This is a genomic window from Bacillus zhangzhouensis, from assembly GCF_000715205.1.
In the GTDB taxonomy this organism is placed as follows: domain Bacteria; phylum Bacillota; class Bacilli; order Bacillales; family Bacillaceae; genus Bacillus; species Bacillus zhangzhouensis.
The window spans coordinates 100413-113316 of the sequence record NZ_JOTP01000005.1; the positions used below are offsets into that span (position 1 = coordinate 100413).

Consider the following 12904-nt stretch of genomic DNA (forward strand, 5'->3'; position numbering starts at 1 on the left):
ATCAACTCTCCTTTATGAGCCTTGCTGCCTTTTTTCTAAAAGCGGTGTTTGTGCTTCTGTTAAATAGGAAGCAAACTGAGTTAATTTCTTTTTCATATCTCCGTCAGATTCGTGCTGAAAGAGAATATGATGCAATTCTGTTTCGGCCTCTTGGATATCAATTCGCGTTAAAATATCATCTAGATCGCCAATGACATTTTCAAATAGCTGAATTTTTTCATATAAAAGCTTTAGAATATGTTCCTCGACTGTTCCGTTCGTTGCCATATTGTAAATGTGGACATCCCGTTCTTGGCCAAGGCGGTGAATACGTCCAATTCTCTGTTCTAGACGCATTGGATTCCACGGAAGGTCGTAGTTGATGATCTGGTTACAAAACTGAAGGTTAATCCCTTCGCCGCCGGCTTCTGTAGCAATTAACACTTGAGCCCGTTCTCTAAATAAATCTTTCATCCAGTCTTTTTTGCTCCGCTTAAAGCCGCCTCGAAAAGGAACCGAGCTAATGCCGTTTTGCTGAAGAAACCATTGTAAATAAATTTGTGTCGCACGATATTCAGTGAAAATAATGACCTTCTCATTTAACTGCTGAATGAGTTTGACGACTTCCAGCGCCTTTGAATTTTGCTCAACTTGATTGATTTTCTCCATGATTTGCGCAATGGCAGAAGATCCTAGAATGTGTTTTTCTTCTTCCTGCATTTTTTTGATCGTCATATAGACCGCCTCGCGGCTTGAGCAGCATTCTCGTTCCAAGGTCATGATTGAAAACATGTGCTTTGTATAAGATGGATTCTCTTTCAGCTTACAAATTTCATCATATAACGCTTGCTCTGTCGGAGAGAAATGAATGGAGATCGTTTTGACATGCCGTTTTGACCACTCGATGCCTGTGTCTTGTCTTCGGTTACGAATCATCACTTTATTGACTAGCTGTTTCAATCGATCATGGTCTTCAAGCTGCAAGTCCTTTTTGGCAAAAACATCTTTAAACTGATGTTCATTGCCTAGGTGGCCAGGCTTCAGAAGGGAAACGAGATTGAAAATTTCTCCGATTCGGTTTTGAATAGGCGTAGCTGTCAGCAGCAGGCAGAACTTTTTGTTTAGATTTCTCACAAATTCATAGTTTTTCGTTTTATTGTTTTTTAGTTTGTGTGCTTCATCAATAATGACCATATCGTAGGCGATTGATAAAATCGTGTCTCGATGCGGCTGTCTTTTGGCTGTATCAATTGAGGAAACCACGACGTCACACTGCTCCCATACATAGCTCTTTTTTTGTTCGACAGCATCAATGTAAAATTTCGTCCGCAGCTCCTGCACCCATTGAGACACAAGGGAGGCGGGAACGAGAATGAGAATCTTTTTGGCAAGTCCACGAATCATGTATTCTTTGATAATGAGTCCTGCTTCTACAGTTTTCCCAAGTCCCACTTCATCTGCTAAAATGGCTTTCCCGTTCATCTCTTCTACGACTCTTCTAGCCACTTCGAGCTGGTGCTTTAAAGGAGTGAATGCAGGCAGGTGCGCGGGAGCTTGCAAACCCTCGAATGAATCAATTGCTGTGACTTTCTGAACCTGCGTCGCTAATCGGTACATATCCCAGTTCGCCCAGGGACCGTCTGCTGAAAGCCGCTGCTGAAATTCACTTGCCCATTCCTGATCAAAAATCGTTTGAATATTCAATGTCATCGCCTGCCTTTCTAATTAGTTTGTGATAAAATCGTTCTGTTTTTAAACGCTTCATTTTTTAAGGGGTCTTTAAAAGACTATATATTTCAATAAAAGCGAACGATATTGAACATTTATTTTAAAAATGTTAATGATTTTTCTGTTGCTCTTGATCCGTTTCTAATGGTAGGATGTTGGTAAGTGATCTAGAAAATAAGTCACCCATTTTGATAGTATGTCCAATAAATGTGAAGAATATGAGCGGATGATGGTATGGGGAGAGACTTGGCGGTTATTTAGCACTGGCAGGCGCCGAAGGAGCAAGCTGAATTGATTCAGTGAATCTCTCAGGCAAAAGTACTCTTACCGGACGCAACTCTGGAGAGTGTTTGCTCATTGTTTTTTAGCAAACCACCAAAGGGGAAAACGCACAATGATGTTGTGCTGTAAACTTTCAGGTGCAAGGACAGAGACTTCTTTTTGATAAAAGGGAGCTCTCTGTCCTTTTTTGCTGTGATTTTTTTCTGAAAATTCAGCTTGTGGTCTGCACTGTAAGAAAAAAGGGGGAAACGATTGATGTTGAAACGAACACCGCTTTTTCATGCGTATGAAATGTTTGGCGCAAAAACCATTGACTTCGGGGGCTGGGAATTACCTGTCCAATTTTCTTCCATTAAAGAAGAACATGAAGCTGTTCGAACAAAAGCAGGGCTTTTTGATGTGTCTCACATGGGTGAGGTGGAAGTCAAAGGGCAAGATGCCCTTCCTTTTTTACAAAGGCTATTAACCAATGATCTGTCTAAGCTGACGGATGGTCAGGCACTATATACAGCTATGTGTTATGAAGATGGCGGGACAGTGGATGACCTGCTCGTCTATCAAAAAGAAAAGAACAACTATTTGCTTGTCATTAATGCATCAAATATCGAAAAAGATGTGGATTGGCTGCTCCAGCATCAAGGGGAGGATGATGTATTGATCAAGAATGTCTCTGATCAAATCGCCTTGCTAGCACTTCAAGGACCTCTTGCTGCTGACATCATCAAGGATGTGGCGGACGAAGAGGTGACATCTCTCAAGCCATTTACGTTTTTATCACAAGCTGAGGTCGCTCAAAAAGAGGTGCTTGTTTCAAGAACCGGCTACACAGGAGAAGACGGCTTTGAAATCTACTGCCAGTCAGAAGATGCCGTTCACATTTGGTCGGCTTTATTAGAAGCGGGCCAGCCTAAAGGGTTAATACCGTGCGGGCTCGGTGCACGTGACACCTTAAGATTTGAAGCTAGACTGCCGCTTTATGGTCAGGAGCTCACAAAGGATATTTCCCCATTAGAGGGCGGGATTGGTTTTGCTGTCAAAACGGATAAAGAAGTCCATTTTATTGGGAAAGACGCGCTCAAAAAGCAAAAAGAAGAAGGAGCGAAGCGAAAGCTTGTCGGCATTGAAATGATTGATAAAGGGATTCCGCGAACAGACTATCCGGTCTTTTCAGGAGAGAAGCAGATTGGAATTGTCACAACGGGCACACAATCTCCAACGTTCAAGAAAAATGTCGGGCTTGCTCTGATCGAAACATCAGAGGCGCAGCTTCAGGCAGAAGTGGAAGTACAAATTCGTAAAAAACGTCTAAAAGCCAAAATCGTCGCCACACCATTTTATAAAAGAGCCAAATAACGAGGGGGAATAGAGGATGAAGCACAGGTATTTGCCGCAAACCGAGCAAGATCAAAGAGAAATGCTGGATGTCATTGGCGTTCAGTCGATTGATGAGCTTTTTTCAGATATCCCAGAGAAAGTAAGATTCAAAGGAGTATACAACATCAAAGAAGCCGCATCCGAAACACAGCTTGTGCGGGAATTATCTCTCTTAGCTGCAAAGAATAAGGATACTGTTTCCTATGCATCGTTTCTTGGTGCTGGTGTGTATGATCATTATCAGCCTGTCATTGTCGATCACGTCATCTCACGTTCTGAATTTTATACAGCGTATACACCTTATCAGCCCGAGATTTCGCAAGGCGAATTGCAGGCGATCTTTGAATTTCAAACGATGATTGCTGAGCTGACCGGCATGGATCTTGCCAACTCCTCGATGTATGATGGCGGAACCGCATTAGCTGAAGCGGGGATGCTGGCTGCAGGGCATACAAAGAAGAAAAAGATTGTGGTCTCTGAGACGGTTCATCCTGAATCAAGAGCGGTGCTGAAAACATATGCTAAAGGACAGCATATTGAAGTAGTCGAGGTACCTGCGCGAAAAGGACAGACGGATATAGCTGCATTAGAAGCGGCCGTCTGCGACGAAACAGCAGCTGTTCTTGTACAATATCCAAACTTTTTCGGTGTAGTAGAACCGTTAAAAGAGATTGAACCAATTGCACATAAAGGAAAGAGCCTCTTCATTGTCTCAAGTAATCCGCTTGCACTCGGCTTACTGACGCCGCCAGGAAAACTTGGGGCAGATATTGTCGTTGGTGATGCACAGCCGTTTGGTATTCCGGCTGCATTTGGCGGACCTCATTGTGGGTATTTTGCCGTGACGAAAAAATTAATGCGAAAAGTGCCAGGGCGCTTAGTCGGACAAACAGAAGATGAGAATGGCGTTCGTGGATTTGTGCTGACCCTTCAAGCACGTGAGCAGCACATTCGAAGAGATAAAGCGACGTCAAATATTTGTTCGAATCAGGCATTAAATGCGTTAGCCGCTTCTGTTGCGATGACGGCGCTGGGGAAAACAGGCATAAAAGAAATCGCCTATCAAAACGTGCAAAAAGCCCATTATGCCAAGATGCAGGCGGAAAAACATGGGCTACAGGCTGATGTAGAAGGAGCCCATTTTAATGAATTTGTGATCAAGTTAAATGAGCCTGTGAAAGAGGTCAATAAACGATTGCTTGAAAAAGGGATCATCGGCGGCTATGACTTAGGGAGAGATTACCCAGAGCTTCAGCAGCACATGCTTGTAGCCGTGACAGAGCTAAGAACAAAAGAAGAAATTGATACGTTCATCAAGGAATTGGGGGATCGCCATGAATAAACAAGATCAGCCGCTTATTTTTGAATTATCCAAAGAAGGAAGAATTGGTTATAGCCTGCCTGATTTAGATGTACCTGAACAGGAGCTCCCAGCTCTATTTGATGAAACGTACATCCGTCATGAGGATGCTGAGCTTCCGGAAGTATCTGAGCTTGATATCATGCGTCATTATACGGCACTATCAAGACGTAATCATGGAGTTGATTCCGGATTTTACCCTCTTGGCTCTTGTACGATGAAATATAATCCAAAGATTAACGAAAAGGTCGCACGCCTTGCAGGCTTCTCGCAAGTTCATCCACTCCAAGAAGCAGACACTGTGCAAGGAGCATTAGAATTACTTTATGACCTAGGTGACCATCTTGAAGAAATCACAGGGATGGACGCGGTGACATTACAGCCTGCGGCAGGAGCACATGGCGAATGGACAGGACTCATGATGATTCGTGCGTACCATGAAGCGAGAGGAGATCATAAACGAACAAAAGTCATCGTGCCTGATTCTGCTCATGGAACGAATCCAGCATCTGCGACAGTGGCTGGGTTTGAAACGATTACCGTCGCATCTGATGAAAATGGGCTTGTTGATTTAGAGGATTTACGCCGTGTTGTCAATGAAGAAACAGCTGCGCTTATGCTGACAAACCCGAATACACTCGGCCTTTTTGAAGAAAACATCTTAGAAATGGCTGAAATCGTTCACGGGGCTGGCGGTAAGCTTTATTATGACGGTGCGAACTTGAATGCTGTTTTAAGCAGAGCAAGACCAGGGGATATGGGATTTGATGTGGTTCACTTAAATCTTCATAAAACATTTACAGGTCCACACGGAGGCGGAGGTCCTGGTTCAGGTCCAGTTGGCGTGAAAAAGGATTTGATTCCATACTTGCCAAAGCCAGTGCTTGTGAAGAAAGAAGGTCGTTATTCCTTTGATTACGATTGCCCAGAATCCATTGGTCGTGTGAAACCGTTCTATGGCAACTTTGGCATCAATGTCAGAGCGTATGCGTATATCCGCTCTATGGGACCAGACGGCTTAAAGGCTGTGACTGATAATGCGGTGTTAAATGCGAACTATATGATGCGCCGCTTATGTGCTCATTACGATTTGCCATTTGATCGTCATTGTAAGCATGAATTTGTCCTTTCAGGTAAACGTCAGAAGAAACTAGGTGTGCGGACACTTGATATTGCCAAACGATTACTTGATTTTGGCTATCATCCGCCAACGATCTACTTCCCGCTGAATGTAGAGGAATGTATCATGATTGAACCAACTGAAACAGAATCAAAGGAAACACTTGATGCATTCATTGAAGCGATGATTCAAATTGCAAAAGAAGCAGAAGAGAATCCAGAAGTGGTGCAGGAAGCACCGCATACAACGGTTGTCAAACGAATGGACGAAACAAAGGCTGCACGGAATCCAGTTCTTGTGTTTGAGAGAAAATAAAAAAGACTCAAAGGGGGCGGCTAGCTCCCAGAGTCTTTTTTATTAGTTTTTCGTTTTGATGCGGCCGCCCCATTTTTTAAAGCCGCCCTTTAAATTATAAATCTCACGACAGCCGTTTTTACGTAAAGTTTGGGCTGCTTTCCCGCTTCTCAAATTATTTTGGCAATAGAGATAAACAGGCTTGTCAGGACGTATTTCATTTTTTCGCTGCTTTAGTTGTGAAAGGGGGATGTTTCTTGCCCCTAAAATATGTCCGCCTTCAAACTCATTTGGTTCTCTCACATCAATGAGTTGAGCTTTGCGGTAACCTTTAATGAATTCTTCTTCCGTCAGCGTTTTCATAATGCGTTGCTGATAAATGTAGCTGCCGATGGAATAAAGAACGAAAAGTCCACAAAGTGAGAGGACGATATAGTTGAATATTGGCAATACGACTCGACTCCTTCTTGAGCATCAGCACAGTGGCCTGTCTGATGGTACGTTTTAGACAAATACTATTATAGTAAAGCAAAAGAAACTTGTCATCATAAATGGTCAGAATTATTTTCAATTCCTTCCCTATTTGATAGACTGATGAAGAGAGAAAATCGGTGGTCACCACCATCATCTAACATTGACTACGTAAAAGAGAAGGGATTTTTATATGCAAAAAGAGAAATGGTGTTTCATTGATACAGGAAACCAAGACCCTGCCTTTAACATGGCAATGGACGAAGCCTTGCTTTATTGGCATAGTGAGAAGCTCATCCCGCCTGTGATCCGTTTTTATGGATGGGATCCGGCAACATTGTCTGTTGGATATTTTCAGCATGTTGAAAAAGAAATTAACATGGAAGCGGTCAAGCGCTATGGTCTCGGATTTGTCCGCAGACCAACAGGAGGGCGGGGGGTTCTTCATGATCAGGAGCTGACCTACAGCGTCATTGTGTCAGAGGAGCATCCAGAAATGCCAGCGACAGTGACTGAGGCGTACCGCGTCATTTCAGAAGGCATTTTAGAGGGCTTTAAAGAACTGGGACTTGATGCGTATTTTGCCATTCCTCGTACAGAAAAAGAAAAGGAAAGCTTAAAAAACCCAAGATCGTCTGTATGCTTTGATGCTCCTTCGTGGTACGAGCTTGTCGTAGAAGGCAGAAAAGTAGCAGGCAGTGCTCAAACGAGACAAAAAGGTGTGATCCTTCAGCATGGCTCGATCTTAATTGACCTTGATGAAGACAAATTGTTCGATTTGTTTCTTTATCCAAACGACCGGGTAAGAGAGCGGATGCAGCGCAGCTTTAAAAACAAGGCGGTCGCAACCAATGAAATTTCAGATCGAACATGTACATTAGACGATGCCCGTGTGGCGTTTAAACGAGGGTTTGAAAAAGGATTAAATATCGAGCTTGTGCCTTATGAACTGACAGATGAAGAATTAGCGTTTGTCCACCATCTCGCCAAAACGAAATATGCCTCAGATGATTGGAATTACAAGCGTTAAGACGATGGACATTCTTGTTTTTTAATGGGCGATGGTGTAGAATTGTTATGATTATTAAGTAAAGGTGCATTTTGGAGGGGTTTTATGACTACACCTAGTATGGAAGATTATATTGAACAAATTTATATGCTGATAGAAGAAAAAGGATATGCCAGAGTATCTGATATTGCAGAAGCCCTCGCTGTCCATCCCTCCTCTGTAACAAAAATGGTTCAGAAGCTAGATAAAGATGAATACCTCATTTATGAGAAATATCGTGGTCTGATTTTAACCCCGAAAGGCAAAAAAATTGGAAAACGTCTCGTATACAGACATGAACTGCTTGAGCAATTTTTAAGAATCATTGGTGTAGATGAAGAGAAGATTTATGATGATGTAGAAGGCATTGAGCATCATCTCAGCTGGAACAGCATTGACCGCATCGGCGATCTTGTTCAATTCTTTGAAGAAAACGACGAGCGATCTGTACAGCTGAAAGCGATTCAAAAGAAAAACGAACAAACAAATCAAGAATCTTAAGAAAAAGGACACCTATACTGAGGGTGTCCTTTTTGAATAAAGTTCTAATTGAAAGCAAATGCTCCTACACTATTAATAGTGTGAGATAAAAAGGGGGCTCCTGAATGAAGATAGATGGTGTGTTCTCAGGTGGAGGCATTAAGGGTGCAGCGCTTGCAGGTGCTTATGAAGCGCTTGAAGCGAGAGGATTTCAATTTGTCCGGCTTGCTGGTACAAGTGCTGGTGCGATTATTGCTGCACTTATCGCAGCAGGTTTTACAAGTCAGGAGATTCGGGAGCTTTTAGATGAAATGGATGAACATCAATTGCTCGACCGAAGGTGTCAATTCATCCCGTTTAAAATGCTCAGGTGGGTATCCATTTATTGGCGTCTTGGTCTTTACAAAGGAGACCGGCTGGAAAAATGGCTCACAGATGTTTTAAAACGAAAAGGGGTTACCGTATTTGGGGATCTCAAAAAAAATTCGCTCAAAATCATTGCTTCTGACTTAACAAATGGAAGAATCCTCGTCCTGCCAGACGACCTTCCTTCATATGGATTAAATCCAGAACGGTTTTCCGTTGCACGAGCCATTCGCATGAGCTGCAGCCTGCCGTATTTTTTCGAGCCAGTCAAACTAAAGTCTTCAAAAGGCATTTGTACCATTGTTGATGGCGGAGTCCTCAGTAACTTCCCGATTTGGTTATTTGCTGAAGAGAAAAAAAGACCGTTCGTTGGCGTCACGTTAACCCCAAATGAAAAAGAACGCCCTCAACACTCCATCCGCAATGCGTTTGAACTGTTTGGCGCTCTTTTTGAAACGATGCGTGGTGCGCATGACGAAAGACATATTGCCACAAAACACGAACGTCATATTATTTTTATTCCTGTAGAACACGTCATTGCCACTGATTTTCATCTCATGACAGAAAAGAAAAGGGCGCTCGTCGATCTAGGTAGACAGAAGGCCGAGCAATTTTTAAAAAGCTGGACTTTTTAAAATAAGGCGCGGTTCTTCTTTTTGTTTTTCTTGCCTTCAATCACAGTCAATTGTGTTTGGCTTTTCTTTTTGAGAAGGACGGGCTTAGACTTGTGGTCAGTCGGCACGCTTCGCAAATGAGTGACCCGATTTTTCATCTGGCTTTTCGTTTTTGGTTTAGGCTGCTGCTGGTAGCGACGTTTTGATTGTTTGACTGCTTTACGATAAAGATTGCCTTCTGTTCCAGTTCTTCGATTCATCAGCCATCTAAATAGGAAAAACACAACCGCTCCAATGATCACAACTGATAGCAGCATCGTAAAGAGTCTGCCTGGGTTCGTTGTGAGTAAATACACAAATCCCAAAACACCTAAAGCGAAAATAATGGTAAAAGCAGGATGTACTCGGCGATTCATAACTGTCCACCTCCGAAGGAATTTACCGGATTTATAAGCTAGATCACTTGATGAGCAGAATCTGACGCTTGTTTCTCAGACGCTTCCTCTAAACGAAGAAGTTCATTAAAACTTGCAATGGCTACCTCGACTTGATCGTCAGAGGGTTCTTTTGTTGTGAGCAATTGCAGCCAAAGACCAGGATAGCCAAGCACTTTTAGCACAGGCACGTCACGGAGTTTGTTCGTGAGCTGCAAGACTTCAAATGAAATGCCCAGAACAACCGGAATGAGCGCCAAGCGGTTCAGAACTCTTACCCATAAAGGATCTGTCGGTACGAGTAAATAGACGAACATTCCGACAATGACAGTGAATAAAATAAAGCTGCTGCCGCATCGATAATGCAGCCGGGACTGGCTTTGGACATTTTCCACTGTGATGTCAAGATTCTGTTCATAGCAGTTTATGACTTTATGTTCTGCGCCATGATATTGAAATACCCTTTTAATTAAAGGGGTCATGGAAATAAAGTAAATATAGCCTAATAACAGGATCAATTTAAAGAATGTTTCAACTGCGATTTGTGCGAAATTCCCTGAGAAAATAGGCCGCACAAGCTCAGCTAAAAAGACAGGTACTAGGGTAAAGACAAATTTACTAAAGAGAAGAGAGAGAACTCCGATCACAGCAATGCCAAAGATCATCGATAATTTCGAGCCTTTTTGTTCTTTTTCAAGAGAATGATCTTCAGAAGGATCTAAGTCATAGCGCTCACTGGAGAAGTTTAAGTGCTTACTGCCGTTTGCGCTTGCTTCAACAAGTGCAGCAACACCCCTGACAAATGGGATTTTCTTGAGAAAGGCGGTTCGTTTATTGGAGGTCCGGGGAAGCTTCAAAAACTCAATGGACTGATCCTTACGCCGAATCGCTGTCACATAGTTCTTTTTACCTCCGAACATGACACCTTCGACAACTGCCTGCCCTCCATATGCTGGAGGTTTTGTTTGATTGGACATATTTCATCAACCTGCCTGTTTCCTGTAATTTACATGCATTTCCTTATACCTTCATTGTACAGGAAATGAGGGGAAATCACTAGCTCACAGGTCGATTATCTACTAGAATTCTATCTACCTCTTTTTAGCCAGTATACCCTGTTATAAAAATTTTACACTCACGCATGGAAATCCTTTTTTTTCATGACATATTGGACATACTACTTGCTGGAGGTGTTCATATGAAACGTGATGAAAAGAAAAAGCAAGAAGAAAAAAATCAGTCAGTGCAAACGTCATCGCTCGTGGCAAGAGCAGCTGCTACGGGCTTTGTTGGCGGTGTTTTTTGGAGCTTTATCGGATTTTTGACCCATATGTTTCATTTTTCAGAGGTGAGTCCGAATATGCTGCTTCAGCCTTTTGTGCTCGGAGAATGGAAAAAGGGAGGACTTGGCACTTTTATTAGTATTGTGCTTTTAGGGCTTTTATCTATTGGAGCGGCTTTTATTTATTACGGGCTTTTAAAACGGGTCAAAGGCTTTTGGGTGGGTCTCATTTATGGGGGGCTATTATGGTTGCTTGTTTTTTATGTATTTAATCCTATTTTCCCAGATGTGAAGCAAGTACAAGATTTACAGCAAAGCACCATTGTGACGACATTTTGCCTATATATTTTATATGGCATGTTTATTGGATACAGTATTTCGTTTGAATACAATGAATTAACGAGTCAGAAGCTAGCAAGGGCACTCGGGAAAAAGACAGAATAAAGTGTAAATCGCCCATTCATATGATAAAATATTTTTGGAAACGAAAGGTTTCTAAGGAAAAAGAAACAGATATCGAAATAGATTGAATTAGGATGAAGGAGTGGTCAAATGCCTCATTTTCTTATGCTGAATGGACCCAACTTAAATAGGCTCGGCAAGAGAGAGCCTGCTGTTTACGGAAGTAAAACGCTGACGGATTTAGAAACGGATTTGTTTCAGTTCGCAGAAAGAGCAAATATCCAACTAACGTTCTTTCAATCGAATCACGAAGGGGATCTGATCGATGCGCTCCACGAAGCAGAGGATCAGTACGATGGCGTCGTGTTTAACCCCGGTGCTTTTACCCACTATAGTTACGCGCTGAGAGATGCCATTGCAAGTATTTCATTACCTGTCATCGAAGTACATATCACAAATGTTCATAAGAGAGAGGAATTCCGCCATCATTCTGTACTTGCTCCAGTATGCCAAGGGCAAATCGTTGGTCTTGGTTTAGAAGGGTATAAATTGGCGATTCGTTATTTAGTCAGTGAAGGGGGAGCGGTATCTTGAAGCTTGAAAAACTAAGAAAACTTTTAACCGAATTAGAGATTGATGGTCTTGTGATTACGAGCAGCTTTAATTTGCAGTACATGACCAGCTTTACTGGATCAGCCGGCCTTGCAGTCGTTTCAAAGGATCGAGCGGCCTTTATTACGGATTTTCGCTACACAGAACAAGCCAAGGATCAAGTGAAAGGCTATGACATCATTGAACATAAAGGAAACATTGTGGAAACAGCTGCCCAAACGGCAAGGGAGTTTGGGGTAAAATGTCTTGGGTTTGAACAAAACCATATGACATTTGCCACTTATCAGCAGTATGCTGAAAAAGCAGGCGGTATCGAGCTTGTTCCTGTCTCAGAATCAGTTGAAAAGTTGCGCTTGATTAAGTCTAGTGAAGAGATTAAGATATTAGAGGAAGCTGCGAAGATTGCAGATCACGCCTTCGATCATATTCTCAATTACATCAAGCCGGGCCTGACAGAAATTGCCGTCATGAACGAGCTTGAATTTTTCATGAGAAAAGAAGGTGCTGAAGGATCTTCATTCGATATGATTGTCGCCTCAGGTGTTCGTTCAAGCCTGCCACACGGGAGAGCGAGTGAAAAGGTAATTGAATCTGGTGATTTGGTTACACTTGATTTCGGAGCCTACTATAAAGGCTATTGTTCTGATATGACAAGAACGATTGCCGTCGGAACGCCAAGCGACAAGCTAAAGGAAATTTATCATATCGTATTAGAAGCAGAAAACGCTGGTGTGGATAGAATCAAGCCAGGCTTAACAGGAAAAGAAGCTGATCGCATCACACGAGACATCATTGAAAAGTATGGCTACGGTCAATACTTCGGGCATTCGACTGGACACGGGCTTGGTATGGAAGTACATGAAGCGCCTGGCCTTTCCTCACGCTCAGAGGTCGTGTTAGAAGAGGGAATGGTTGTAACAGTTGAGCCAGGAATTTACTTGCCAGATGTCGGCGGCGTGAGAATTGAGGATGATATAGTCCTAACAGCTGACGGCAATAAACGATTGACCCACTCACCGAAAGAACTTATCATATTATGATGGTGAAATGTAGGAGGA

The 12904-nt window shown here is 42.6% G+C and carries 13 protein-coding genes and 2 riboswitches; of the genes, 9 read left to right on the forward strand and 4 right to left on the reverse strand.

The features are described 5' to 3' along the window. Positions 1 to 12: 12 nt before the first annotated feature. Positions 13 to 1683: a DEAD/DEAH box helicase gene (locus BA70_RS06325; RefSeq protein ID WP_034319978.1), complete on the reverse strand. Its 1671-nt coding sequence runs from the start codon at positions 1681 to 1683 to the stop codon at positions 13 to 15. Positions 1684 to 1933: 250 nt separating this feature from the next. Further along, positions 1934 to 2041, forward strand: a riboswitch (glycine riboswitch). A 3-nt stretch (positions 2042 to 2044) separates the two neighbouring features. Further along, positions 2045 to 2140, forward strand: a riboswitch (glycine riboswitch). Positions 2141 to 2244: 104 nt separating this feature from the next. Between BA70_RS06325 and gcvT the strand changes: the two genes are divergently transcribed. From gcvT to gcvPB, 3 genes are read left to right on the forward strand one after another with little or no spacing between them, the layout of a single operon-like run. Further along, positions 2245 to 3342, forward strand: coding sequence for a glycine cleavage system aminomethyltransferase GcvT (gcvT, locus tag BA70_RS06330; RefSeq protein ID WP_034319639.1), 1098 nt, complete (start codon positions 2245 to 2247; stop codon positions 3340 to 3342). A 16-nt stretch (positions 3343 to 3358) separates the two neighbouring features. Beyond that, positions 3359 to 4705: an aminomethyl-transferring glycine dehydrogenase subunit GcvPA gene (gene gcvPA / locus BA70_RS06335; protein WP_034319641.1), complete on the forward strand. Its 1347-nt coding sequence runs from the start codon at positions 3359 to 3361 to the stop codon at positions 4703 to 4705. Then, positions 4698 to 6158 (forward strand): aminomethyl-transferring glycine dehydrogenase subunit GcvPB, encoded by a 1461-nt coding sequence (gene gcvPB, locus BA70_RS06340; RefSeq protein WP_034319642.1) that lies wholly within the window; start codon positions 4698 to 4700, stop codon positions 6156 to 6158. The genes gcvPA and gcvPB overlap by 8 nt, the downstream gene beginning before the upstream one ends. A 42-nt stretch (positions 6159 to 6200) precedes the next feature. On the opposite strand, the gene BA70_RS06345 is transcribed toward gcvPB, so the two are convergent. Further along, positions 6201 to 6581 (reverse strand): rhodanese-like domain-containing protein, encoded by a 381-nt coding sequence (locus BA70_RS06345; protein ID WP_099726786.1) that lies wholly within the window; start codon positions 6579 to 6581, stop codon positions 6201 to 6203. Between the two features lie 220 nt (positions 6582 to 6801). On the opposite strand from BA70_RS06345, the gene BA70_RS06350 reads away from it, so the two are divergent. From BA70_RS06350 to BA70_RS06360, 3 genes are all read left to right on the forward strand, one after another. After that, a complete protein-coding gene (locus BA70_RS06350; protein ID WP_034319647.1) occupies positions 6802 to 7638 on the forward strand; it encodes a lipoate--protein ligase family protein in 837 nt (278 codons plus the stop codon). A gap of 84 nt (positions 7639 to 7722) precedes the next feature. After that, positions 7723 to 8157: a transcriptional regulator MntR gene (mntR, locus tag BA70_RS06355; RefSeq protein ID WP_003215946.1), complete on the forward strand. Its 435-nt coding sequence runs from the start codon at positions 7723 to 7725 to the stop codon at positions 8155 to 8157. A 104-nt stretch (positions 8158 to 8261) separates the two neighbouring features. After that, positions 8262 to 9137, forward strand: coding sequence for a patatin-like phospholipase family protein (locus BA70_RS06360; RefSeq protein WP_034319649.1), 876 nt, complete (start codon positions 8262 to 8264; stop codon positions 9135 to 9137). Here BA70_RS06360 and BA70_RS06365 read toward each other — a convergent pair. Together BA70_RS06365 and BA70_RS06370 are read right to left on the reverse strand one after the other, a co-directional pair. Then, on the reverse strand, positions 9134 to 9532 hold the full coding sequence (locus BA70_RS06365; protein WP_034319651.1) for an SA1362 family protein: 399 nt from the start codon (positions 9530 to 9532) through the stop codon (positions 9134 to 9136). The two genes, BA70_RS06360 and BA70_RS06365, sit on opposite strands and share 4 nt — an antisense overlap. Positions 9533 to 9570: 38 nt before the next feature. After that, complete coding sequence (locus BA70_RS06370) at positions 9571 to 10527, reverse strand: DUF1385 domain-containing protein (protein WP_034319653.1); 957 nt, start codon at positions 10525 to 10527, stop codon at positions 9571 to 9573. Between the two features lie 221 nt (positions 10528 to 10748). On the opposite strand from BA70_RS06370, the gene BA70_RS06375 reads away from it, so the two are divergent. The 3 genes from BA70_RS06375 (at position 10749) to BA70_RS06385 (ending at position 12886) form a co-directional block, all read left to right on the forward strand. Beyond that, entirely contained in the window at positions 10749 to 11276 is a 528-nt protein-coding gene (locus tag BA70_RS06375) for a YqhR family membrane protein (protein ID WP_034319656.1), read from the forward strand. A 108-nt stretch (positions 11277 to 11384) separates the two neighbouring features. Continuing rightward, positions 11385 to 11828, forward strand: a complete 444-nt coding sequence (gene aroQ, locus BA70_RS06380; RefSeq protein WP_034319659.1) for a type II 3-dehydroquinate dehydratase — start codon at positions 11385 to 11387, stop codon at positions 11826 to 11828. Then, positions 11825 to 12886 carry a M24 family metallopeptidase gene (locus BA70_RS06385; RefSeq protein WP_034319662.1) on the forward strand — a complete coding sequence of 354 codons (1062 nt, stop codon included), beginning with the start codon at positions 11825 to 11827 and terminating at the stop codon, positions 12884 to 12886. The genes aroQ and BA70_RS06385 overlap by 4 nt, the downstream gene beginning before the upstream one ends. The last annotated feature ends 18 nt before the right edge of the window (positions 12887 to 12904 follow it).